The sequence below is a fragment of the Mesorhizobium sp. L103C105A0 genome (assembly GCF_000502215.1).
Taxonomy (GTDB): domain Bacteria; phylum Pseudomonadota; class Alphaproteobacteria; order Rhizobiales; family Rhizobiaceae; genus Mesorhizobium.
This window is the reverse complement of sequence record NZ_AYXF01000002.1, coordinates 795,077-818,424: the sequence shown is the minus strand read 5'-3', so window position 1 is coordinate 818,424 and position 23,348 is coordinate 795,077. Positions and strand designations below refer to the sequence as shown.

Annotated in this window: 18 protein-coding genes and 2 pseudogenes; 18 read left to right on the top strand and 2 right to left on the bottom strand. The window is 63.8% G+C overall.

The features are described 5' to 3' along the window. Positions 1–86: 86 nt before the first annotated feature. The 12 genes and pseudogenes from X727_RS155950 to X727_RS155995 all read left to right on the top strand — a co-directional run bounded on the left by X727_RS155950 (position 87) and on the right by X727_RS155995 (position 11,996). Entirely contained in the window at positions 87–857 is a 771-nt protein-coding gene (locus X727_RS155950) for an IclR family transcriptional regulator C-terminal domain-containing protein (protein WP_023833948.1), read from the top strand. 208 nt (positions 858–1,065) lie between these two features. Further along, positions 1,066–1,791: a GntR family transcriptional regulator gene (locus X727_RS155955; RefSeq protein ID WP_023687928.1), complete on the top strand. Its 726-nt coding sequence runs from the start codon at positions 1,066–1,068 to the stop codon at positions 1,789–1,791. 3 nt (positions 1,792–1,794) lie between these two features. Continuing rightward, positions 1,795–2,829, top strand: coding sequence for an ADP-ribosylglycohydrolase family protein (locus X727_RS155960; RefSeq protein WP_023714832.1), 1,035 nt, complete (start codon positions 1,795–1,797; stop codon positions 2,827–2,829). Then, positions 2,826–3,800, top strand: coding sequence for a PfkB family carbohydrate kinase (locus X727_RS155965; protein ID WP_023714831.1), 975 nt, complete (start codon positions 2,826–2,828; stop codon positions 3,798–3,800). Before X727_RS155960 ends, X727_RS155965 begins: the two co-directional genes overlap by 4 nt. A gap of 33 nt (positions 3,801–3,833) precedes the next feature. Next, positions 3,834–4,895: an ABC transporter substrate-binding protein gene (locus X727_RS155970; protein ID WP_023668165.1), complete on the top strand. Its 1,062-nt coding sequence runs from the start codon at positions 3,834–3,836 to the stop codon at positions 4,893–4,895. A 65-nt stretch (positions 4,896–4,960) separates the two neighbouring features. Continuing rightward, the gene (locus X727_RS155975; RefSeq protein WP_023712105.1) at positions 4,961–5,830 is read left to right on the top strand and encodes an ABC transporter permease; all 870 of its coding nucleotides are present in this window, start codon (positions 4,961–4,963) and stop codon (positions 5,828–5,830) included. After that, positions 5,830–6,618 carry an ABC transporter permease gene (locus X727_RS155980; RefSeq protein ID WP_023712104.1) on the top strand — a complete coding sequence of 263 codons (789 nt, stop codon included), beginning with the start codon at positions 5,830–5,832 and terminating at the stop codon, positions 6,616–6,618. The genes X727_RS155975 and X727_RS155980 overlap by 1 nt, the downstream gene beginning before the upstream one ends. Beyond that, positions 6,618–7,685, top strand: a complete 1,068-nt coding sequence (locus X727_RS155985; RefSeq protein ID WP_023833947.1) for an ABC transporter ATP-binding protein — start codon at positions 6,618–6,620, stop codon at positions 7,683–7,685. Before X727_RS155980 ends, X727_RS155985 begins: the two co-directional genes overlap by 1 nt. Positions 7,686–7,788: 103 nt before the next feature. After that, a pseudogene (locus tag X727_RS01000000164490) lies at positions 7,789–8,940 on the top strand (Gfo/Idh/MocA family oxidoreductase). 54 nt (positions 8,941–8,994) lie between these two features. Then, positions 8,995–9,909 carry a sugar phosphate isomerase/epimerase gene (locus tag X727_RS155990; protein ID WP_023705643.1) on the top strand — a complete coding sequence of 305 codons (915 nt, stop codon included), beginning with the start codon at positions 8,995–8,997 and terminating at the stop codon, positions 9,907–9,909. A 16-nt stretch (positions 9,910–9,925) separates the two neighbouring features. Beyond that, positions 9,926–11,107 (top strand): annotated as a pseudogene (locus X727_RS01000000164485) (fatty acid desaturase family protein). A gap of 85 nt (positions 11,108–11,192) precedes the next feature. Continuing rightward, positions 11,193–11,996, top strand: coding sequence for a 3-methyl-2-oxobutanoate hydroxymethyltransferase (locus X727_RS155995; RefSeq protein ID WP_023682254.1), 804 nt, complete (start codon positions 11,193–11,195; stop codon positions 11,994–11,996). Here the strand turns inward: X727_RS155995 and hutH are convergent, their stop codons facing one another. Together hutH and X727_RS156005 are read right to left on the bottom strand one after the other, a co-directional pair. After that, on the bottom strand, positions 11,997–13,505 hold the full coding sequence (gene hutH, locus X727_RS156000) for a histidine ammonia-lyase (RefSeq protein ID WP_023815628.1): 1,509 nt from the start codon (positions 13,503–13,505) through the stop codon (positions 11,997–11,999). Next, a complete protein-coding gene (locus X727_RS156005; protein ID WP_023829197.1) occupies positions 13,502–14,503 on the bottom strand; it encodes an ornithine cyclodeaminase family protein in 1,002 nt (333 codons plus the stop codon). Before X727_RS156005 ends, hutH begins: the two co-directional genes overlap by 4 nt. Positions 14,504–14,612: 109 nt before the next feature. Between X727_RS156005 and X727_RS156010 the strand changes: the two genes are divergently transcribed. The 6 genes from X727_RS156010 (at position 14,613) to X727_RS156035 (ending at position 23,136) form a co-directional block, all read left to right on the top strand. Then, positions 14,613–16,046 (top strand): DHA2 family efflux MFS transporter permease subunit, encoded by a 1,434-nt coding sequence (locus tag X727_RS156010; protein ID WP_023833946.1) that lies wholly within the window; start codon positions 14,613–14,615, stop codon positions 16,044–16,046. A gap of 272 nt (positions 16,047–16,318) precedes the next feature. Next, positions 16,319–17,305: an ABC transporter permease gene (locus X727_RS156015; protein WP_023699681.1), complete on the top strand. Its 987-nt coding sequence runs from the start codon at positions 16,319–16,321 to the stop codon at positions 17,303–17,305. Between the two features lie 60 nt (positions 17,306–17,365). After that, positions 17,366–18,391, top strand: coding sequence for a sugar ABC transporter substrate-binding protein (locus tag X727_RS156020; RefSeq protein WP_023668177.1), 1,026 nt, complete (start codon positions 17,366–17,368; stop codon positions 18,389–18,391). A gap of 79 nt (positions 18,392–18,470) precedes the next feature. After that, the gene (locus X727_RS156025; protein WP_023714822.1) at positions 18,471–20,594 is read left to right on the top strand and encodes an SMP-30/gluconolactonase/LRE family protein; all 2,124 of its coding nucleotides are present in this window, start codon (positions 18,471–18,473) and stop codon (positions 20,592–20,594) included. Then, positions 20,591–21,640 (top strand): hypothetical protein, encoded by a 1,050-nt coding sequence (locus X727_RS156030; protein ID WP_023833945.1) that lies wholly within the window; start codon positions 20,591–20,593, stop codon positions 21,638–21,640. Before X727_RS156025 ends, X727_RS156030 begins: the two co-directional genes overlap by 4 nt. Then, positions 21,640–23,136 (top strand): sugar ABC transporter ATP-binding protein, encoded by a 1,497-nt coding sequence (locus X727_RS156035; RefSeq protein WP_023714820.1) that lies wholly within the window; start codon positions 21,640–21,642, stop codon positions 23,134–23,136. The genes X727_RS156030 and X727_RS156035 overlap by 1 nt, the downstream gene beginning before the upstream one ends. Positions 23,137–23,348 lie beyond the last annotated feature (212 nt).

Sequence of the window (23,348 nt, the reverse complement as noted above, 5' to 3'; positions counted from 1 at the left end):
TATTGCGAACATTTGTTTTGTATGAGATATTTTTACATCGCGCCGCCGAGACGAGTCAAGGCGGCGCATTGTCTTGCGGAGGCCGCATGGAGGACGAGGCAACGACACGCGACCATGTCGGCTCGCTGGAGCGCGGCCTTGCAGTCATGGAGATACTGGCCCGGCATCCGGCCGGGATGACGCTGACCGAAATGGCGGAGGAGGCGGGGCTGACCCGCGCCGGCGCGCGTCGCTTCCTGCTGACGCTGACCGCGACCGGCTATGCCACGCAATCCGGCCGGCAGTTTTCGCTATCGCCGCGCCTGCTCACCATCGTGCGCTCCTGGCTCGGCGGCGCCTCGCTGTGGACATTCGCCGCACGCATCATGCGCGACGTGGCCGCCCAGTTCGACGAGGCCTGTAACGCGGCGGTGCTGTCGGGCGAGGAAGTCGTCTATGTCGCGCGCATTCCTGGCCGCCGCATCCTCAGCGTTTCGCTCGATGTCGGCACCAGGCTGCCGGCGCATTGCACCTCGATGGGGCGCGTCCTGCTTGCGGGGCTGGGCGCGGATGAGCTGAAGGCCTTGCTTGCAGAGGCGAGGATCGAGCGGCGCACGCCGAAGACGATCACCAGCCGCGCCGCGCTGGCCAAGGCCATCGACGCGGCGAGGGCGGATGGCTTTGCCGTCGTCGATGAAGAGCTGGAACTTGGCCTGCGCTCGATAGCGGTGCCGATCTATGACCGCGCCGGCAAGACCGTGGCGGCGATCAACGTCTCGACGCAGTCGGCGCGGCTCTCCGTCGAGGCGATGGAGCGGGATATCCTGCCAGCGCTGCGGACGGCCAAGCAACGGATCGAGGAATTTTTCTTCGTGTGAGCGCAAGGCTAATCGCCTGAGGGAAGCGCTGCCCCCGCTCTGTCTCGGAGACGGGAGCGCCCTACGCGGTTAGCGTCGCCATGCGAACAAACGATGCCTTGGGGCACCTGAGCACAACGCATATGCGTGAATCCAAATATATCGTTGACGTCGCCCTTCAACTCCAATATCGAACAGGACTATACAGGTTTACTGAACAGGTACCCATATGAAGCGGCGCGCGGTTCAACTTTCTCCCGGCACGGGCAAGCCCGAGCAGATCGCCACCGTTCTCGAACATGAGATCCGCTCCGGCGTGCTTGGCTTCGGCGACCGCCTGCAAAGCGAGAACGAACTCGTCCAGCGCTTTTCCGTCAGCCGCAACACGGTCCGCAAGGGCCTCGAGGAGTTGTCCAGCCGTGGGCTGATCACGACCAAGGTCGGCATCGGCTCCTTCGTCACTTTCGACGGCAAGCCGGTCGATGACAGCATTGGCTGGTCGCGGGCGCTGGCCAATGCCGGCGCCAATGCCGAGACGCGGACGCTGCGGCTTGAAGTGATCGAGGATGCCGATCTTGCCGCGCTGCTTGGCATCGAAAGCCCGTTCTTCATCGCCGTCGACCGGGTGCGCACCAATGCCAGCGACGGCCATGCGATCTCCATCGAACGCAGCCGCCTGCCGCTGTCGCCCGAACTGGAGGACGTGCCGCTGCGCGGTCTGCGCGAAGGCTCGCTGCACCAGACGCTGCGCGGCGCCGGCCTCATCCCAGACCATGGCGAGGAATGGGTCGGCATCGAGATGCTGAATGCCGAAGACGCCGCCATTCTCGGCTGCCCGCAAGGCACGCCGTTCCTGCGCGGACGCCGGCTGACGCGTGCGGCTGACGACCGGCCGATCGAATATGTAACCAGCCTGCTCAACCCGGCGCATTTCGCGCTGCATATGAGGTTTTGAGCGATGCCGGACAGAACCAACGACACGCTCGATCGCGCCATGGGCGCGCTTGTCGGTGGGGCGCTCGGTGATGCGCTGGGCATGCCGACGCAGCTTCTGTCGCCGGCGCGGATCGCCGAGCTATACGGCCATGTCGAGGATTTCGTGGCGCCGTTTGCCGATCATCCGGTGTCGAAGGGGCTCGTTGCCGGCACCATCACCGACGATACCGAACAGGCGCTGCTGCTTGGTCGCATTCTCGTCGAGTCCGGCGACCGCTTCGATCATGCGCGCTGGGTGAACGCACTGCTCGACTGGGAGCGCGAGGTCAAGGCGCGCGGCAGCTATGACCTGCTGGGACCATCGACCAAGCGCGCCATCGACGCCATCAATGACGGCGTGCCGGCGGAAGAGGCGGGAAGCCGGGGCGACACCAATGGCGCGGCCATGCGCATCGCGCCGGTCGGCATCATGATGCCGCTGGAACCGCTCGACGCTTTTATCGCCAAGGTGGCGGAGACCTGCCGCGCGACGCACAACACCTCGATCGCCATTGCCACGGCTGCCGCCGTCGCCGCCGCCGTCAGCCGTGGCGTCGCCGGCGGCGACTGGCGTGCCGCTTCCGACAGCGCGGTAGCAGCCGCGCGGCGAGGCGCCAGGCTCGGACATTGGGTGACTGGTGGCGATATCGCCGCGCGTATCGCCTGGGCGCAGGAGCTCGTGCGCGGCAAGACCACGCGGGATGCGATCGGGCTCATCACCGATCTCGTCGGCACCGGTGTGGCCAGCCAGGAGTCCGTGCCGGCAGCTTTCGCCGTGCTTGAAGTCGCGCAGGGCGATCCCTGGCAAGCGGCAATCATCAGCGCCAATCTCGGCGGCGACACCGACACGATCGGCGCGATTGCCTCAGGCATGGCCGGCGCCTGCGTCGGCTTTTCGCAACTGCCGCAACAACACATTGCCGGGCTCGTCGGCATAGATATGGGGGAGGTGCGCTCGCTTGCCGAAGACCTCGTCGCGGCGCGCACGGCAAAGGCCAGCAAGGATGCCGCGGCATGAGTGGGCGTCTGGTCCATATCGGCAGCGCCGTCGTCGACTATGTCTACCGCATCGACGCCTTGCCGGCGCCGGGCTGCGAGAAGACCGCGTCGAGCTTTGCGCAGGTCGCCGGCGGCGGCTTCAACATGATGGTCGCGGCCAGCCGCACCGGCATGACGGTTGTGTTCGGCGGCCAGCTCGGCAGCGGACCGAATGGCGATTTCTTGCGCGCCGCGTTTGCGGCCGAAGGCATCATAACGCTGACGTCGCCATCGCCGGTCATGGACAGCGGCAATTGCGTCGCCATGATCTCCGGGGATGCCGAGCGCACCTTCGTGTCGTGGCCCGGTGCGGAGAGCTTTCTCAGCCTCGAGATGATGAGGCCCGTGGTGGTCGCGCCTGATGATTGGGTGTTCACGTCGGGCTATACGCTGAGCTATTCCGGCAGCCGCGACGCGCTGACCGACTGGATCGAGGCGCTGCCAGAAAACATTCCCTTCGTTTTCGATCCAACGCCGGTCATCGCGGATATCCCACGTCCCATCCTTTCGCGGGTGCTTGCCCGTACGACATGGCTGAGCTGCAACATGACGGAAGCGGTCGAGATCGCTGGGCAAGGCGATGTCGAGGCACTCGCCGCCCGGCTGCTCGCCGACCACTGCCCAAAGGCCGAAGGCGTCGTTATCCGCGCCGGCGCCAAGGGCTGTTTCGTGAGGTTGGTCAATGGCGAGACGCAGACCATTGCCGGCTTCAAGGTCGATGCCATCGACACCAATGGCGCCGGCGACACCCATATCGGCGGTTTCGTCAGTGCACTCTCGCGCGGCGTGCATCCCTTCGAGGCGGCGCGCTATGCCAATGCGGCGGCAGCACTTTCCGTCACCCGCCATGGCGGCTCATCGGCGCCGACCGACAGCGAGATCCAGACTTTCCTGAGCCAGGCCGCCACGGGCGAGCCGGGCCAGAACCAGAAGGCCCATCAGACAGCCTGACCCGCCAAGCGGGCAAACAAGAGAGGAACGAACATGCGCATGCCAAGACTGACTGCCCTGCTGACGGCGACCGCCGTCATCACCTCCGCGCTCACGCTGGCCGCCAGTGCCGCCGAAGTGCATGTGCTCAACTGGAAGGGCTACGGCGCCGACGAGCCGTGGGCGATCGAAGCCTTCGAAAAGGCGACCAGCAACAAGGTCGTCAACGACTTCTTCAATTCCGAACAGGAAATGCTGACCAAGATCCGCACCAATCCGGGCCTCTATGACGTGGTCATGATCAACGCCGCCTTCAACGATCAGGCGATGGCGGAAAAGCTGATCCAGCCGATCGATGTCTCGAAGCTGCCGAACTATGCCGACATCAGCAAGGACAAGGCGCAATCGCCGATGCTCGACCATGACGGCAAGGTCTATGGCGTGCCGTGGGTGTGGGGCCTGACGGCGCTGGCAATCAACGAAAAGTCCTTCGACAAGCCACCGACCTCGATCGCCGAAATGTGGGACCCAGCGCATAAGGGCCGGGTCGTCATTCGCGACGACGCTGTCGAAGCGGTGCAGTTCGGCGCCATCGCCACCGGTCAGAATATCAACGACATCAAGGATATGGAAGCGGTCAAGGCGAAGCTGACCTCGCTGATGCCGCAGATCAAGACGTTCTGGAGTTCGGAGAACGACTGGAACCAGATGGTCGCCTCCAACCAGATCGACATCGGCACCTATTGGAGCGGCTCGGCCGATCGCGCCAAGACCCACTTCAAGCTGCCGGTCTCGCTGGTCGTTCCGCAGGAAGGCGCCGTCGCCTGGCTCGACGCGTTCTCGATCCCGGTGGGCTCGAAGAATGTCGAAGGTGCGCAGGCCTTCATCAACTGGATGATCGATCCGAAATTCTATGTCGAATGGGTCACCAAGGTCGGCGCTCCGGTGTCGGCCAACACCAAGGCGGTGGAAGCGCTGCCTGAAGACTCCTTCAACCGCAAGGTGATGGGCGATCCCGAGGTGGCCAAGCGCATCCAGTTCCAGGCGCCGATCACCGACGCGCAGCGCGAGGCCTATCTGGCGCTGTGGCAGCAGCTCAAAGTCGACGTGAAGTAACGCTCACGTCCGGACCAGCCGGCGGTTGGCGCCGGCTGGCCTTCAATCCTGGGGAGGAGGGTATCATGGCGGTACAGGGTGCGGTCGCGTCGCGCAGCGGGCTGAGATCGGCCCTGCCGCTGCTGGCGCCGGCCTATCTCTGGCTGACGGTGGCGATCTTCCTGCCGCTCTCGGCCATGGTGTTCTTCTCCTTCATGACCGACCTGCCGCTGTCGGGAAAGCCGTGGGCCTTGACCCTTGGCAATTACGCCGCCTTCTTCTCGCAGAGCCTGTACCTGACGCTGCTGCTCGCTTCGCTGCGGCTCGGCCTCGAAGTGACTTTGTGGTGCGTCGTCATCGGTTATCCCGCAGCCTATGTGTTGGCCAAGGTGCTGAAGGGGCGCAGCCGCGAGGCGATCTTCCTGCTGGTCATCCTGCCGTTCTGGTCGAACGGGCTGGTGCGCATCTTCTCCTGGGCGATGGTGCTGCGCGAGGGCGGCATCCTCGACACGGCGCTCAACGCCGTGCTGCCGTTCAATATCAACATCGACCTGATGTATTCCTACCCCGCAGTCATCATCGGCCTGGTGCACTCCTACGTGCCCTACATGGTGCTGACCTGTTACCTCACTTTGCAGGCCATCGACGACTCGCTGATCGAGGCCGGACGTTCGCTGGGCGCCTCGCGGCTGCAGGTGCTGAAGCGGGTGATCATCCCGCTGTCTATGCCCGGCCTGGTGGCAGGTGCGGCACTGATCTTCGTGCCGGTCGTCGGCTCGTTCATGGAGCCGCGCATTCTCGGCGGCCGCACCGGCACGTTCTATGGCACGGTGATCGAGGACCAGTTCGTCGCCGTCTTCAACTGGCCGCTGGGGGCGGCGCTTTCCTTCATCCTGCTGGCGGTGGTGCTGGTGATCCTGGCGGTTGCCTCGCCGGTGCTGCGGAGGGCTGCTTGATGATGACGACCCGCATAATCGAAGGACTAGGCCGCTTCTACATCGGACTGCTGCTCGTCTTCCTCTATCTGCCGATCATCATCATGGCGCTGATGTCGTTCAACGTCTCGCCCTTCTACCAATTGCCGTTCGAATGGACGACGGAATGGTATGCCTCGCTCTGGCAGAACGACCAGCTGATCGCGGCGACCTGGAACAGCCTCGAGATCGCGGTCATCACCACGCTCATCTCAGTGGTGCTTGGCTCGGCCGCTTCGCTGGCGCTCTTCCGCTACGACTTCCGCGGCAAGAAAGTGCTGCAGGCGCTGCTGTTTCCGCCGATCGCCATTCCGTGGCTGATCACCGGCACGGCGATGCTGATCTTCTTCTTCGGCGTCGGCATTGGCCGCGGCCTGTTAGCCATCCTGCTCGGCCATGTGGCGCTGGCGCTGCCCTATGTCATCGTCGTCGTCTCGGCCCGGCTGCAGACTTTTGCACCGGAGCTGGAAGAGGCGGCGCGCTCGCTCGGCGCCAACCAGTGGCAGGTGACCGCGCGTGTGACGCTGCCGTGGATCATGCCCGGCGTCATTGCCGGCGGCTTGTTCGCATTTGCCGTGTCGTTCGACCAGTTTGTCGTCTCCTACTTCCTGGCGACGCCGGGGCAGACGACGCTGCCGGTCGAAATCTACGCCGCGATCCGCAAGGGGTTCACGCCCGAGATCAACGCGGTCTCGACCATCATCATTGTCGTGTCGATGGCGCTGATGCTGTTCACGGCGCGCTTCTTCAAATTCGGCGGAGAGAAATAATGGCCGGCGTGCAGGTATCGAACGTCTCCCGCAGTTTTGGCGCGCACAAGGCGCTGGACCACGTCTCCATCGATTTCGCCGATGGCGGTTTCTATGGGCTGCTTGGCCCCTCGGGCAGCGGCAAGACCACGGTGCTCAGGCAAATCGCCGGCTTCGACTTTCCCGACTCCGGCCGCATCGCCATTGGCGGCGAGAGCGTCGAACGGGTGCCGGTCGAAAAGCGGCGCATCGGCATGGTGTTCCAGAACTATGCGCTGTTTCCCAATATGAGCGTCGCCGATAATGTCGCCTTCGGCCTGTCGGTGCGCGGCGAAACGAAAGCGACGATCGCCACCGAAGTGCAGCGCGCGCTCGATCTGGTTCAGCTCGGCAAGCTCGGCGAGCGCCGGCCGCACCAGCTCTCCGGCGGCCAACGCCAGCGTGTGGCGCTGGCGCGCGCCATCGTCACCAAGCCGCGCGTGCTGTTGCTCGACGAGCCGCTCGGCGCGCTCGACAAGGCGCTGCGCGTCGACATGCAGATCGAGCTGAAGCGCATCCAGCGCGAGATCGGCATCACCACCATCTTCGTCACCCACGACCAGGAAGAGGCGCTGACGATGAGCGACCGCATCGGCATATTGCGGGACGGCAGGCTCGTGCAGGAAGGGCCGCCGGAGGAAATCTACGACCGGCCGAAGAGCGAATTCGCCGCCACCTTCCTTGGCGACGCAAACATTTTTCGCGGCGATGCGACCGGCAACGGCATCCGGCTGCCTGACGGCACGGCGATCGCCGCCGGGGTGGGTGATCGGCTTGCCGCCGGTACGAAGGCCAGCTGCGCCGTGCGTCCCGAACGCATTCGCATCGCGACCGATGCCGGGGTTGCGGATGCGGCCAATGCCAACGCTCTGAAGGGCCAGATCTCCAAGCGCATTTTCGCCGGCAACAACAGCACCTATTTCGTCGAGCGTGCCGGCCAGACGTTGAAAGTCATCGTCCAGAATACCGGCAGTGACCGGCTGGCCGAGGGCCAGAATGTAATGCTCAGCTGGTCGCCGGAAAGCACCGTGCTGATTGCCGCAAACTAGTTCGCACCGTCACCCCGGCATGGTTCTGATGGGAATTGATGGAGCGGACCTTGGCTGATGGGCCGGCCATGGCGTTATATCCTGTCGTCCAAGGGAGGAATGGATGGCAGGCCAGGGTTTCGAGCCGGATGTGAGGGTTCGCACCAGCGAATACCGGATCGGTTGCATCGGCGCCGGCATGATCATGGCCGAATGCCATCTTGCCGCCTATGCGCAGGCCGGTTTCCCAGTCGTCGCCATCGCCTCGCGCACCAAGACCAGCGCCGAGAAGGTGGCGAAGCGCTGGAGCATTGCGACCGTCCACGACACACCGGAACAGCTGATCGAGGATTCTGAGGTCGAGATCGTCGACCTTGCCTTTCCGCCCGACCAGCAGCCGGCGCTGATCCGCCATGCGCTGAAGCAGCCTCACATCAAGGCGATCCTGGCGCAGAAGCCACTGGCGCTGTCGGTCGATGAAGCCGTGAAGCTGCGCGACGAGGCAGNCTGGGCGACATCGTCTTTGCGCAGATCGACATGCATGCGATCCCGCACTGGCAGACTTTCCTTCAGGACTACGACCGGCTGACGCTCGCCAATATGAGCGTGCATCATCTGGACGTGCTGCGCTTCCTGTTCGGCGATCCCTCGGAAATCACCACGCTGACGCGCAAGGATCCGCGCACGACATTCGACCATTCAGACGGCATCACCGTCTCGACGCTGCGCTTTCCCTCCGGCGTGCTCGCCGTGTCGCTGGAGGATGTCTGGTCCGGNGACGGCATCACCGTCTCGACGCTGCGCTTTCCCTCCGGCGTGCTCGCCGTGTCGCTGGAGGATGTCTGGTCCGGACCGCGCCAGGAGGGCTATGAGGACGACCAGCACATCAACTGGCGCGTCGACGGCATCAAGGGTGTCGCCAAAGGCACGATCGGCTGGCCGAAAGGCGTGGCCTCGACGCTGACCTATGCGTCGACCAAGACGACCGGCGGCGAATGGGTCAGCCCGAGCTGGGACACGATGTGGTTCCCGCATGCCTTCATCGGCGTGATGGNAGACGACCGGCGGCGAATGGGTCAGCCCGAGCTGGGACACGATGTGGTTCCCGCATGCCTTCATCGGCGTGATGGAGCAATTGCAGCATGCGGTGAAGACAGGCGCGCCGCCGGCGCTCTCCGTCGCCGATAACGTCAAGACAATGGCACTGGTCGAGGCGGGCTACCGCTCGATGGCGCAAGGCCGCACCGTCAAACTGTCCGAGATATCGATCGACTGAACATGCCGCCGAATAGTGTGGCGGCTGAATCGCTTACCGGGAGGAGTTCACATCATGATGCAGGCAGGTATCTTCACCGGCTATTTCCCCTATGAGCTCGCGGAGGCCGCCCGCCGCATCCGTGCACTCGGCTTCAACACAGTGCAGCTCGACATGCATTTCAGGGATGTCGATCTCACGGCCGGGCAGATCACCGGGGACAAGGCGAGGACAGTGCGCGACACGTTTCGCGACCACAATCTGCCGGTCTGCTGCATCTCGGGCTACACCAACATCATCCATCCCGACAAATCCGAGCGCGAGAAGCGCGTCGGCTATCTCAAGGAAATCATCCGCAATGCGCGCGACTTCGGCTCGCCCTACGTGATCTCGGAGACCGGCACCTACAACACCGAATCCGACTGGGTGCATCATCCCAAAAACAAGACCGAGGAAGGCTTCGAGGAATGCCGCAAGGTGATCTCGGATCTTGCCCAGACGGCTTACGACCATGGCGCGGTGTTCCTGCTCGAAACCTATGTCAACAATGTCGTCGGTTCGGTCGAGGAGACGGTCAAAATGTTCGCGCAGGTCGACCATCCGGGCCTCGGCCTGCTGATGGATCCGACCAATTATTTCGAGGCGCACAATATCGACCGCATGGACCAGGTGCTGAACCAGGTGTTCGACACGCTGGCCGACAAGATCCGCATCGCGCACGCCAAGGACGTCAAGCGCTCAGGCAGCGACAAGACCGAGAAGCATGCCGATATCGGCGACGCGGACGCGCATGAGGGGCTGACCTTCCGCGGCGTCGGCGAGATCGAGCTGCCGGCGCCCGGGCTGGGATCGCTGAATTACGATCTCTATCTGCAGCGGCTCAGTGAGAAGCACCCGAACATCCCTGTTATCATCGAGCATCTGACCGAGGACGACGTGCCGCGGGCGAAAACATTTCTCGACGGGAAGTTCCGCGCCAACGGGCTTTGAGGTAGGCGAGACGGTGATGGCGACGGCGGCCAAGACAAAGCGCGATTACGGCCTGGTCGGCGAAAGCACCCGCCGGGCGATCGAGACCGGGCTGGCCTCGGCCGAGTGGTATCACACCGACGTGCCGCGCAAGGCAATGAAGGAAATGATGCAGCGCTCCGACGGGCCGGCGATCCGCGATACAGTGATCTGGATCGCAGCCATCCTGGGCTCGGCCGCCGGCATCGTGTGGTTCTGGGGCACGTGGTGGGTGGTGCCGTTCCTGCTCGTCTATGGCGTGCTCTATGGATCGTCGAGCGATTCGCGCTGGCACGAATGCGGCCATGGCACCGCCTTCCGCACACGCTGGATGAACGATGCGATCTACGAAATCGCCAGCTTCATGGTGGTGCGCAATCCGGTGCAATGGCGCTGGAGCCATGCGCGGCATCACACCGACACGATCATCGTCGGCCGTGACGCCGAGATCGCGGTAATGCGGCCGCCAAATCTGGTCAAGGCGGCGCTTGCCTTCACCGGCATTCTCGATTTCCGTTATTCGCTGCCGATCCTGGCGCGCCAGGCGTTGGGCAAGCTGTCGGACGACGAAAAGAGCTACATTCCTGAGACCGAACAGGGCAAGGCCATCACGGCGGCGCGCTGGCATGTCGCCGTGTACGTTGCGACGATCGCCCTCGCGATCGCGCTGGGTTCATGGCTGCCGCTGGTGCTGATCGGCCTGCCGCGTTTTTATGGCAGCTGGCACATGGTTCTGACCGGCCTGCTGCAGCATATCGGGTTGGCCGACAATGTCGTCGACCACCGGCTGAACACGCGCACCGTCTACATGAACCCGGTCAGCCGCTTCATCTACTGGAACATGAANCCTGGCCGACAATGTCGTCGACCACCGGCTGAACACGCGCACCGTCTACATGAACCCGGTCAGCCGCTTCATCTACTGGAACATGAATTACCACGTCGAGCATCACATGTTTCCGATGGTGCCCTACCATGCGCTGCCGAGGCTGCACGAGCTGGTCAAGCACGACCTGCCGGCGGCGAACCCGTCCATGTGGCATGCCTATCGCGAGGTCTGGCCGGTGCTGCTGAAGCAGCTGCGGTACGAGGATTATTTCCTCAAGCGCGAATTGCCGCCGACGGCGCGGCCCATCGCGGTGAATTTCACGAGCTCGATATGTCGGCGGCGGCCGAGTAGCGAATAAACCACCCGCCTTCTATCCGGCCTGTCACGGGGCCGGTAAGGTGACCGGGAAAAGCAACCAGCCAACAGGGACATCCCGATGAGCCGAAAGAGACCGACCGTCGCCGATCTGCGCGCCATGAAGGGCAAGCGCCAGCTGACCATGCTGCGCGTCCTGACCATGGACGAGGCCGAGGCTGCCGAGCGGGCAGGGGTCGATATCGTCTCGGTGCCGCCCGAGCTGGTGCTCAACCCTGAGTATCGCGATGCGGCGCCCAGCCTGTTCACCATGCCGGGCGAGAATTTTTATGAGATCGGCACGGCGGACGATTTCCTGCGCTGGGCGTTCCGGCTCTACAAGGCCGGCGCCGACGCCGTTTATTGCAGCGCCGGTTTCGCCACCGTGAAGCGGCTCGCCGACGACGCGATCCCCGTCATCGGCCATGTCGGCCTCATTCCGTCCCGCGCCACCTGGACCGGCGGCTTCAAGGCCGTCGGCAAGACCGCCGACACCGCCATGCAGATTTTTGAGGCGGTCAAGCAGTATGAGGCCGTTGGAGCTCTCGGCGCCGAGATCGAAGTGGTGCCGATCGAGGTGGCGAAGGCGATCTCGGAACGGACCTCGCTGATCATGCTGTCGATGGGTGCGGGCACCGGCTGCGACGCGCAATATCTGTTTGCCGACGATATTCTTGGCCAGAACCGGGGCCACATGCCGCGCCATTCCAAGGTCTACCGCAACTTCGCCGCCGAGTACGATCGTCTGCAGGCGGAACGCGTCGCGGCGTTTTCCGAGTACGTTGCCGACGTCGATAGCGGCGCCTATCCGGAAGACAGGCATGTCGTGCGCATGGATCCGGCCGAGCTCAGCCTGTTCATGAAACGGGTGGACGCAAAGGGCTAACTACTCGGCCTCCTTGCCGATCATCGCTGCACCTTGCCATGTTCCGTCAGCGAGCATGGCATGGAGCACCTCGGCATCCGTTCCCAGCGGCCGGTCCTCCCTGAGCATCGCTACATGCGCGCGCACCGCGGTATGGACCGCTGCTGTGCCGGGCGCCAGCTTGAGACCGTCGCGCAGGTCCACGGCCTGTGCGGCGGCCATCAGTTCGAAGGCGATCAGCCGTCGCCACAGCGCGATCATCCCGGCGCATTTCGACACGGCAAGCGGCGTCTGCGTGGCGTGGTCCTCTACGCCTTCGGACACGGCCAGGAAATCCAGCATCACCGGATTGGCCTTGTGGCGGATGCCGGCCAGGATTGCCGTTGCGGTCTTTTGCAGCGGCACGAAACCGGCCGAGGCGCCGCCGACCGGTGACAAATATTTTGGCAGGCCGTTGCGGCCGGAGCCGGCGAGCTGGATGAAGCGGGCAACGCTTGCCGCGGCACATTGCGCGATCGCCAGGCCGAGCGTCTCGAAGGCAAGCGCCAGCGATGCGGTGTGGAAATTGCCGGTCGACAGAACCAGCCCGTCATCGCCCAGCACCAGCGGATTGTCGGCGGCGGCATTGAGTTCGATCTCCAGCGCCAGCCGCGCCTGATCGATCGCCTGGATCAATGCACCATGGATCGACGGCATGCAGCGGATCGACAACGGGTCCTGCAAGGTGGTCGGCGCCGGCTCCTCGTCACGGGCAAGCAGGTCGCGCAGGCCCTTGGCCGCGAGTTGCTGGCAGGCTGCCGGCCGCGCCAGATGCAGGCGCGGATCGAGGATGGTGCGGTTGGCGCCAAACCCTTCCATGGTCAGCGCGCCGGCCTGCTGCTGTTGCGCAAAGGCCGACAGCGCGTCGGCCAGTACCAACGCGCCAGTGCCGGCTGATACCGCCGAGGCGTTGATCAGCGACAGGCCGTCTTTCGGCGCCAGGCTGATCGGAGCCAACCGCGCCATCATCAACGCCTTGGCCGCCGGCATGCGCCGACCCTGATAGTCAGCTTCGCCGTCGCCGGTCAGCAGACGGGCGAGCGCCGCCATCAGCACGAGATCGCCGGCGCCGATCGAGCCCAACTGCGGCATTACCGGATGCACGCCTGCATTGAGCGCATCGACAAGGGCGGTGAAAGCCGCCGGCGAAATGCCGGAGCCGCCGACTGCCAGCATCGCTGCGCGCGCAAGCATGGTCGCCCGCACCGCCTCTTGGGGCAACGGTTCGCCGACAGCGCCGCTTCGCCCTTCCAGCAACTGGCGCTGGAAGGCGCTGGCATCGCCCTCGACCGATGTGCCGAGATTGGCGCCGAGCCCGGTGTTGAGCCCATAGATTTGCTGACCGGACGCGGCGACCTGATCGAGCACTTTTCGCGCTTTGTCGAGCCTCTCGATGACTGTCGGTTCAACCTCGACCTTGCGGCCGCCGCGGGCGACCTGCGCAACGTCCTCGACGCTGACGCCGGCGCCGGTGAGGACGAGCGCGCTCATGCGAAGCGCAGCCTCTGGCCGATGCCTTTATCAGCAGCCTTGGCCAGCATCGCCTTGCCCAGCGCAATGTCGGACAGCGACAGGCCGCGATGCCAGAACAGGATCGTCTCGTCGTCGCTCTGGCGTCCCGGCTTGAGACCGGCAGCGATCTGGCCGAGCTCGGCGTGCAGCGTCGCTTCGCCCAGCCGCCCGGTCTCGACATGGGCGCGCAGCGAGCCGAACTTGCCGCCTTTGCACTGGCCCCAGTCGTCGACGACCATTTTCTGCATGATGTCGGTCAATGACAGCTCCACCGCGCTCATCGTACCATAGGGCACGACCAGCGCACCGGGCTTGATCCATTCGGTCTTGAGCAGCGGCTGCGGCTCCGGCAGCCGCGAGGCCTCGACGACGATGTCGGCGCCCTTGACGCAGCTCTCCCAGTCGGCAACCGCGGTAACTTTCTTGCCGAGATCGGCCGAGAGTTTGGCAGCGAAGCCGTCGCGGCTTTTCGGGCGGCGCGAATGAACGCGGATCTCGTCGAAGTCGAAGAGATGGTCGAGCAGGCGGACATTCCAATAGGCGGTGCCACGTGCGCCGATATGGGCCAGCACCTTGGAGTTCTTGCGCGCCAGATGTTTGGCGCCGATAGCGGTGACGGCGCCGGTGCGCATGTCGGTGATGACGGTGGCGTCGAGAATGGCGCGCGGCGTGCCGGTGCGCGGATCGAACAGGTTTAGAATGCCAAATTCTGAAGGGAGCCCGTGCAGATAATTGTCGACATAGTCGCCGACGATTTTCACGCCCGCCGTATCGAGCGGCGCAACGTAGCCGCGCAGAACGTTGAAATGGCCATGGAAGGAAGGGTCGGGTTCAAGATGGACGCGCGGCTCGATCACCGTCTGGCCATTGCCTTGCGCGATAAGCCCGGCTTCGACAGCGGCAATGATTTCGCCGTCGGTCATCTCCAGGGCTTCGATATCTAGGGCATTGAGGTAGTCGATATAGATAGGCTTCATGCAATGTCCTTGGCCGCCCGCCCATCCATAACAGGCTGCGAGCCGACACGGAAGTTTGTTGGATAAGCTCTGGACGGGGCCAGCCATATGCTGTTCAACGCGGTTCGCTATGACTGCCGTTCCCGACACCGAGGCCTCCGCCGCAACCGCCAGCAATGCGCGGCGCGTGGCGTTGATCGTTGCCATCGCGTTTTTCATGCAGCTGCTGGATTCGACGATCATCTCGACCTCGCTGCCGCAGATGGGACAATCCTTCGGCGTGACGGCGGTGGCGATGAGCATCGGCATCACCGCCTACATGCTGACCATGGCGGTGTTCGTGCCGCTGTCGGGCTGGCTTGCCGACCGCTTCGGCGCGCGCAACATCTTCCTGCTGGCGATTGTGCTGTTCACGCTGGCCTCGCTGGCCTGCGGCTTCTCGCAAAATCTGCCTCAGTTCGTTGCCGCCCGTGTCGTGCAAGGCCTGGGCAGCGCGCTGATGACGCCGGTCGGGCGCATTCTGGTGCTGCGCAATGCGTCGAAGTCGGAGCTGCTCAACGCCACGGCGCTGATCACCTGGCCGGCGTTGTTTGCGCCCGTGGTCGGGCCGGTGCTTGGCGGCTTCATCACAACCTATCTCTCCTGGCACTGGAATTTCTTCATCAACATCCCGCTTGGGCTGGTCGGGCTGGCGCTGGTCGCGCGCTTCATTCCGGGCGACCGCGCGGCCGATCCCAAGCCGCTGGATTGGCCGGGGTTTTTCCTCACGTCGCTGGGGCTCGCGCTGCTGCTCTACGGCCTTGAGCGCATCGCACATCCGGAAGACGGCGCTTTGCCCGCCGTGCTGCTGATTGCCGCCGGCATCGTCATCGGCTGGCTGGCGGTGCGGCATCTCCGGCGCGCGCCGCATCCGCTGCTCGATCTCAGCGCGTTCAGGGTGCAGACCTTCGCCATCTCTACGCTTGCCGCCGGCACCATTTTTCGCGTGGCGATCAACGCCACGCCGTTCCTTTTGCCGCTGCTGTTTCAGGTCGGCTTTGGCCTTTCGCCGGTCGATGCCGGCTTGATGATCCTGGCCTATTTCCTCGGCAATCTCGGCATGAAGACGGTGACGACGCCGACGCTGCGGCGCTTTGGTTTTCGCACGGTCATGGTCGTCAACGGCCTGATCGCCTCGGCCTCGATCATGGCCTGCGCGGCGATCTCGCCGGAGACGCCGCAGGCGCTGGTGGTAGCGCTGATGCTGATCGCCGGCCTGACGCGCTCGATGCAGTTCACAGCGCTGAATACTCTGGCCTTCGCCGATATCGATGCGGCGCAGCGCAGCTCGGCGGCGACTTTGTCGTCCATGCTGCAGCAGATATCGATGCTGTTCGGCGTGGCGGTGGCGGCTGCCATTCTCAACCTGTCGCAGATCGTCAGGGACCGGCCGGCGCTCGACCTCGTCGATTTTCGCATCGCCTTCCTGATCATCGGCGCCATCGGGCTGGTGGCGGCGTTGCGGTTCCTCGTGCTGCCGCCCGGTGCAGGCGCCGAAGTTTCAGGCCACATGACCAGGACCTGAATTCGCAATTTTCGCCGCTCAGGCGGCAATTAATTCCGCCTCGTGCTTTCGCCTCAGAACGGCACCTTCGCGCATACACGCAATGGCGCAACCAAATGCCAAAAGCGCAGCCTTTTCCTAGGATTGCGCCAGTTCTAGCAATCGGTGCGTCCACTGGAAGATTATCACTGCCAACGGGCGTTCCGAGCGCGGATTCATTTGACGAAGCGGCGCCGAGCCGATTAGCTTTCTTCGGAAGGGGTGGCAGAGCTGCCATCGGGGCGAATGCAGACATGAACACGATTGGCTGGCCAAATGTCAGGAGCCTGAATCAGGAAGGCATTGTCTTTGCCATCGCCGTGGTGCTGTTCGTCGCCGCTGCCATTGGGCTGCCTGGTTTCATCGCTGCCAACAATCTCGTTGCCATCGTCCGCTCGGTGTCGGTGCTGGGCATTTTGGCGCTCGGCATGGCGGTCGTCATAATCGGCAGGGGCATCGACCTGTCGGCGGTGGCGATCATGGCGATGTCGGTCGCCTGGTATCTACAATTGCTCAACGCCGGAACGCCTGATGGGCTCGCCTTCGCCTATGTGCTGGCAGGCGTGCTCGCCATCGGCCTGCTCAACGGTTTTCTCGTCGCTTATGCCGACGTGCCGGCGATCTTCGTGACGCTGGCGACCGGCTCCTTTGTCTTCGGCTATGTCCGCTCGCAACTGATCACGCAGGATGCGGTGCCGGTGCCTCAGGGCCATTGGGTGGAGCTGCTCGGCGGCCTGCGTTTCCTCGACATTCCGATCGAAGTGTTCGTCTTCGCCGGGCTCGCCTTCCTGTTCTTCGTGTTCCTGCGCTACACCAAATGGGGCCGCTACATCTATTTCGCCGGCGACAATCCGGTCGCCGCGCGCAATATCGGCATTCCGGTGCGGCCAATGCTGGTGCTGCGTTATGTGGTTTCGGCCTTTGTCGCGCTGATCGCCGGCCTGCTTACGGCGGCAAGCCTGCATTCGATCAACACCCGCGTCGTCAACTCGACGCTGCTCTATGACATCGTGCTGGTGGCGGTGATCGGCGGCATCGGCCTTTCCGGCGGGCGGGGCGGGGTGCGCAACGTGCTGGTGGGCGCTGCACTGATCGGCATCCTGTCGAACGCGATGACGATCATCGACATTCCGCTGCTGTATCAAAACCTGATCAAGGCGGCGATCCTGCTCGGAGCCATCATCGTCGACGGCATCATCAACCCGCGCGACGAACAGACTGCGCAGCAGGGCGACATCTAAGGGGTACCCGACCGGGTCATGCCGACCGGCCGGCAATAAGTGAAAAACAGAGGATGTGACATGAAACTGATCAGAACACTGATGGCGGCCGCCACGGCGCTTGCCGCTACCGCCTTCGTCGCGCCGACCTTCGCCGCCGACGATCCGGGCCCGGCCGCATACGCGCAGGCGCTCAAGGGCAAGCGCGTCATGCTGGTGCCGCTGGCGATGGGCTTCGACCTTGCGCAGGGCTGGTCGCACTATCTGAAGACGGAAGTCGAGGCCTGGGGCGGCACCTTCGAAACACGCGATCCGAACTGGGTCGTCGATGCCGGTGCACAGGCGATCACCGACGCGATCTCGTCCGACACAAGGCCGGACGTGCTGATCATCCATGCGCCGGATCTCAACTCCTATTCCAAGCTGATGAAGAAGGCGCAGGCTGCCGGAACCTACGTCATACTGGTCGACAATCCCGCCAACTTCCCGGCCGACGCCTTTGTCGGCAGTGACTGGGACCGGCTCGGCCAACTCGAGGCCGAAGCGGCGATCAAGGGCTGCGGCGAGAATTCGTCGAAGAAGATCGGCCTTGTGCAGGGTGATCAGGCCAACTCGTCCAGTCTCTACCAGTATGCCGGCATCATGAAGGTGCTGGAGAAGCACCCCGACTTCAAAGTCGTGGCCAAGCCCGACTCCAACTGGGATCCGACGACGTCGCGCAACGTGACGACGACAATGCTGCAGCAGAACCCCGACATCTGCTCGATCATCGACTTCTGGGATGGTGACGCCACCGGCGCATCCGCCGCCATCCGCGACGCCAAGCTCGACGGCAAGGTCTTTTTGGTCACCACCGGCGGCGGCGAGAAGGCGGCCGATTGCGACAAATTGCAGGACGGAACTTACGGCGCCGTGGTGATGACCGATCTGGCTCGCCAGTCCGGCGACATGAACGCTATCATCAAGTTCCTGCTGCAGAGCGGCCAGCCGGCCGGCACGTCGCACACCTACATCTACACACTGGAGAAGGCTACGACCAAGGCCGACCTCAAGCCCGACAGCTGCTGGGACCTGAAGGCACTGCAGGCCGAAGCGGCGGCGAAGTAAGCCGCGCTTTTTCGACTGAAATAAACGAGGTGGCTGGACAATCCGGTCACCTCGTTCCCTCATGGAATAGCAGCCGCCGATGTCCTTTCGCGAACGCCTCCAGTCCTGGCGCTACAATCTCGTGCCCGACCATCTGGTCGGCGAAATCCTGACAAAACGCTGGACCGACAACGCCATTCCGTTCCTGGCGCTGGTGGCGACGCTCAGCGTGTTCGGCTCGATCATTCCCGGCTTCTTCAAGCTGACCTCGCTACAGGAATCGACCCGCCAGCTCGGCGAGTTCTCGATGGTGGTCACCGGCATGACGGTGGTGATGCTGGGCGGCGGCATCGATCTGTCCGTCGGTTCGATCTTCGCGCTGTCCTGCTTCTCCGCCGTCTATGTCTTCTTCATCCTCGAACAGTCTATCTGGCTGGCGCTGGCGGCATCGCTTGCCACCGGGCTCATCTTCGGCGCCGTCAACGGCTACCTCGTCGGCTATCTCAGGCTGCGCGCCTTTCTGACTACGCTGGTCACCTTCATTTTTGGCCGGGCGCTGTTCGATATTCTCGTCACCACCTATGCCGCCGACGTGCAGCTTTCCCAGGCGACATCGGATGTGCTCGACTTCATCGGCGACAGCACCTTCTGGGGGCTTTCGGTCTCGGTGTGGCTGGCGATCATTCTTGCCATCGTCACGCATATCGCGCTGACGCGCTCACGGCCGGGCTGGCATGTGCTGGCGGTCGGCGGCTCCAGGCGCTCGGCGCACAATGCCGGCATTCGCGTGCGCCGCACCGTGTTCATGACCTATGTCTTTTCCGGCTTCTGCGCCTCGATCGGCGGCTTCCTCATCGCTTGCCGCCTGAGTGGGGCAGGGCCGGGCACCGGCCTCAACCTGGAGATCATGGCTCTGACGGCGGCGGTGGTCGGCGGCGTCAGCCTGGGTGGTGGCCGCGGCTCGGTCATCAAGGGGCTGATGGGCGCCATCATCGTGCTGACCATGACCAACGGGCTGATCCGGCTGGGCTATGGCACCGGCACCAACCAGATGGTGCTGGGCATCATGCTGGCGGTGGCGGTGACGATCGACATCCGCTGGCTGAAGAACCGCCATAAGGTGCTCAACGAAGTCTATGTCGCGCCGGTCTATCTCAAGATGGGCGAGACACAGTCTGCGGTGCCGGGCTCAGGCACGCCCTACGCGCTCGACAACCGGCTGTCGGCGGCCGACCATATCGGGCTCGGCGAGTTGGAAGGGCCGGAAGACGTCATCCTCGACCGCGACGATCACCTCTATTGCGGCACGCGCCATGGCGAGATCGTCCGCTTCTTCGCGCCGGACTATGTGAAATCGGAGGTGTTTGCCCACATCGGCGGCTTTCCGCTGGGCCTGGCCTTCGACAAATCGGGCAATCTGATCAGCTGCGTCGGCGCCATGGGGCTCTATTCCGTCTCGCCGGATCGGGAAGTGAAGCGCCTGTCGGCCGAGACGTCGCGCTCCTGGACCTCGATCGTCGACGATGCGCGGCTGCGCGACCCCAATGATTGCGACATCGCGCCGGACGGGCGCATCTATTTCACTGATTCCACCAAGCGCTATGACGCCCACGATTGGGCACTGGACTCGATCGAGAACCGCGCCACCGGCCGGCTGCTGGTCTATGACCCGAAGGACGGTTCGACGAAGACACTGCTCGACGGCTACCGCTACACCAACGGTGTGTGCATGGCGCATGACGGCAAGTCGCTGTTCTTCGCTGAGAGCTGGGCCTGCCGCGTGCATCGCTACTGGCTGGAAGGGCCGAAGGCGGGCGCCGCCGAATGCGTCATCCGCGACATGCCGGGCTATCCCGACAACATCAACCGCGCCTCCGACGGCAATTACTGGATGGCATGGCTCGGCATGCGCACGCCGAGCTTCGACCTGTCGCTGCGCCATCCCGATATGCGCAAGCGCATGACGCGCCGGCTGCCGCAGGACGAGTGGCTGTTCCCCAACATCAACACCGGCGGCGTGGTGAAATTCAACGACAAGGGCGGCATTATCGAGGCGATGGGCGACCTCACCGGCGGCGCGCATCCGATGGTCACCTCGATGCGCGAGCACAAGGGTTTCCTGTTCGTCGGCGGCATCCTCAACAACCGCATCGGCCGCTACAAGATTGCGGGCGCGGACCCGACCTGGACCAGCTCCGCTTCTTATTGGGGAACGCAGCCATGATCCTCGATCCTATCTTGGACATGTTTCGCGGCAAGGCCGTCACCATCCCGCCGCTCGACGGCGCCTTCCGGCCCAACACGCGGCTCGATGATGCGCCGGTTTTTGCCGGACTGATCGAACCCGACAATCTGCTGGTTGCCGATGGCCGGCTGCTCGCTTCCAGCGGCAACGCCATCTATTCGCTTGCCGCAGGAGTGGGGCCGAAGGTTGTCGGGACCTTTCCTTCCCCCATCACTGCGCTGGCTCTATCACTGTCGGGAGAACTGACGGTCGGACTTGAGAGCGGCAAGCTGCTGGTCGCCGGCAAGGAGGTTTCGCTGCCGTCTGGCGTCAGCTGCATCACCGCGCTTGCCTATGCAGACGACGGCACGTTGTGGCTGGCCAATGGCTCGGCTGAGCACACGCCGTCGCAATGGGCCGCCGACCTGATGAAGAAGGGCGCGTCCGGTTCGCTTTGGAGGCGGGACGCGGCCGCCGCCGAGTTCCGCAAAGTGGCCGGCGATATCGCCTTTCCCTATGGGCTGCATCCCATTGGGCGGGATGTGCTGGTCAGCGAAAGCTGGCGCCATCAGCTCGTTCGCTTCGATGGTGCGACCGGTAGCCGCTCGACCGTGCTGACGCATCTGCCCGGCTATCCCGCGCGCCTCGCGCCGGCCGGCGATGGCGGCGCGTGGCTGGCTCTGTTCGCGCCACGCAACCGGCTGATCGAATTCGTTCTCCAGGAAACCCACTATCGGCGCGACATGCTAGACCAGGTGGCGCCGGCCTACTGGATCGCGCCGGCTTTGGCCTCCAATCGCAGCTTCCTCGAACCGCTGCAATGCGGCGGCATCCGCACCATGGGCATCCACAAGCCCTGGTCGCCGAGCCGCTCCTATGGGCTGGTGGTCAGGCTCGATCAGAACATGCAGCCGCAATTCAGCCTGCACAGCCGCGCCGACGGCACGCGCCATGGCATCTGCAGCGTGGCGGAAACGGACGGCCGCCTGTTCATCGCCTCCAGGGGCGGCGATTGCGTGCTGGTCATCGACGCAGGAGGTCTCTGATGGAACCGATCGTGCGCCTGGAAAATGTCACCAAGAACTATCGCGGCGTGCCCGCGGTCAGACAAGTCAGCTTCGAACTGCGCAAGGGCGAAATCCACGCGCTGCTCGGCGAGAACGGCGCCGGCAAATCCACGCTGACCAAGATCATCGCCGGCGTCGTCGACGCCACCTCAGGCAAGATGTTCCACAAAGGCCGCGAGATCGCCTACGCCTCGCCGCATGCGGCGCTCGAGGCCGGCATCGCCATGGTGTTCCAGGAGACCAGCCTGGTGCCGTCGATGACGGTGGCGCAAAACCTCTATCTCGGCACCGAAAAATTCCTCAACCGGCTGCGCGGCACCTACATTTCGGCGCAGCAGTTTTTGCAGTCGCTGAACTTTCCGGTCGACCCCAACGCCATGGTGGCGACGCTGGGCGCGGCCAAGCGTCAGATGGTCGAGATCGCGCGCGCCGTTCACCACAATGCCGAGATCATCATCTTCGACGAGCCGACGGCGACGCTGACGCCGGAGGAGAAGCGGCACTTTTTCGCACTGATCCGGCGGCTGAAGGCGAACGGCGTCTCGATCGTCTTCATCAGCCATGCATTGGAAGAGGCGCTGATGATCGCCGACCGCATCACAATCCTGCGCGATGGCGAGCTGGTCATAACCGACGACACATCGGCCTTCGATCGCGACAAGATCGTCGCCGCCATGGTCGGGCGTACACTGTCGGGACAGATCTATCGCCAGCGCGACGAGGCCAGGCTGCGCAAGGCCGGCAAGAAGGTGCTGTCGGTGCAGGACATTTCGATGAGCAATGTCGTGCGCAACACCTCCTTCTCGATCTTCGAGGGACAGATCACCGGCGTGTTCGGGCTGATCGGCTCCGGCCGCACCGAGACCTTCAAGATCGTCTCCGGCATCTACAAGCGCGATTTTTTGCGCGGTGGCGCGATTGAACTCGACGACAGGCCGGTGCGCTATCTCGTGCCCAGTGAGGCGGTCGCCGACGGCATCGTCTATGTTACCGAGGACCGCAAGAGCGAGGGCATTTTCGAGACGATGGGCATCGCCGAGAACCTGTTCGGCGGGCTGCTGGCGGCGGGCCGCGAAAAGGCCTGGGTGATCAACCAGCAGGAGATGCGCACGCTTTCCGCTGAATGGACGAAGACGCTGAACATCAAGGCGATCAACGACAATGCCCGCGTGGTCGAGCTTTCCGGCGGCAACCAGCAAAAGGTGGTGATCGGCAAGGGGCTGGTGCAGCAGCCGCGTATCGTGATCTTCGACGAGCCGACGCGCGGCGTCGATGTCGGCGCCATCGCCGAGATCCACCAGATCATCAACCGGCTGGCCGACGAGGGATTGGCCGTCGTCGTTATCTCGTCGTACCTGCCGGAAATCATGAACCTGTCGGACCGGATTCTGGTGTGCCGGCAGGGCCGCATGGTCGAGGAGTTTTCGCCCGCCGAGGCGACGGAGGAGAAGATCATGTATGCGGCGGTTCATTAGGTTTCTGGTCGGTGTTTGAGGGTGCGCATACGTCGCCAATTGGCGAAGGCCTCAGCGCCTTCGTCATCCTCGGGTCTCTCCGCGACGGCGCTTCGCGCCTGCTTCGCCCGTGAATGACGAAGCTGAGATGCTTCGGCCAATCGCCATGGTTCTGTCAGCATCAAAAACTGAATCGGAATAGCCGGTTAGCCGCCCTTGCTCGAGACCTGATT

Coding starts and splice junctions, on each gene's coding strand:
- X727_RS155950 (WP_023833948.1), top strand. CDS start 87: ATGGAGGACGAGGCAACGACACGCGACCATGTCGGCTCGCTGGAGCGC.
- X727_RS155955 (WP_023687928.1), top strand. CDS start 1,066: ATGAAGCGGCGCGCGGTTCAACTTTCTCCCGGCACGGGCAAGCCCGAG.
- X727_RS155960 (WP_023714832.1), top strand. CDS start 1,795: ATGCCGGACAGAACCAACGACACGCTCGATCGCGCCATGGGCGCGCTT.
- X727_RS155965 (WP_023714831.1), top strand. CDS start 2,826: ATGAGTGGGCGTCTGGTCCATATCGGCAGCGCCGTCGTCGACTATGTC.
- X727_RS155970 (WP_023668165.1), top strand. CDS start 3,834: ATGCGCATGCCAAGACTGACTGCCCTGCTGACGGCGACCGCCGTCATC.
- X727_RS155975 (WP_023712105.1), top strand. CDS start 4,961: ATGGCGGTACAGGGTGCGGTCGCGTCGCGCAGCGGGCTGAGATCGGCC.
- X727_RS155980 (WP_023712104.1), top strand. CDS start 5,830: ATGATGACGACCCGCATAATCGAAGGACTAGGCCGCTTCTACATCGGA.
- X727_RS155985 (WP_023833947.1), top strand. CDS start 6,618: ATGGCCGGCGTGCAGGTATCGAACGTCTCCCGCAGTTTTGGCGCGCAC.
- X727_RS155990 (WP_023705643.1), top strand. CDS start 8,995: ATGATGCAGGCAGGTATCTTCACCGGCTATTTCCCCTATGAGCTCGCG.
- X727_RS155995 (WP_023682254.1), top strand. CDS start 11,193: ATGAGCCGAAAGAGACCGACCGTCGCCGATCTGCGCGCCATGAAGGGC.
- hutH (WP_023815628.1), bottom strand. CDS start 13,505: ATGAGCGCGCTCGTCCTCACCGGCGCCGGCGTCAGCGTCGAGGACGTT.
- X727_RS156005 (WP_023829197.1), bottom strand. CDS start 14,503: ATGAAGCCTATCTATATCGACTACCTCAATGCCCTAGATATCGAAGCC.
- X727_RS156010 (WP_023833946.1), top strand. CDS start 14,613: ATGACTGCCGTTCCCGACACCGAGGCCTCCGCCGCAACCGCCAGCAAT.
- X727_RS156015 (WP_023699681.1), top strand. CDS start 16,319: ATGAACACGATTGGCTGGCCAAATGTCAGGAGCCTGAATCAGGAAGGC.
- X727_RS156020 (WP_023668177.1), top strand. CDS start 17,366: ATGAAACTGATCAGAACACTGATGGCGGCCGCCACGGCGCTTGCCGCT.
- X727_RS156025 (WP_023714822.1), top strand. CDS start 18,471: ATGTCCTTTCGCGAACGCCTCCAGTCCTGGCGCTACAATCTCGTGCCC.
- X727_RS156030 (WP_023833945.1), top strand. CDS start 20,591: ATGATCCTCGATCCTATCTTGGACATGTTTCGCGGCAAGGCCGTCACC.
- X727_RS156035 (WP_023714820.1), top strand. CDS start 21,640: ATGGAACCGATCGTGCGCCTGGAAAATGTCACCAAGAACTATCGCGGC.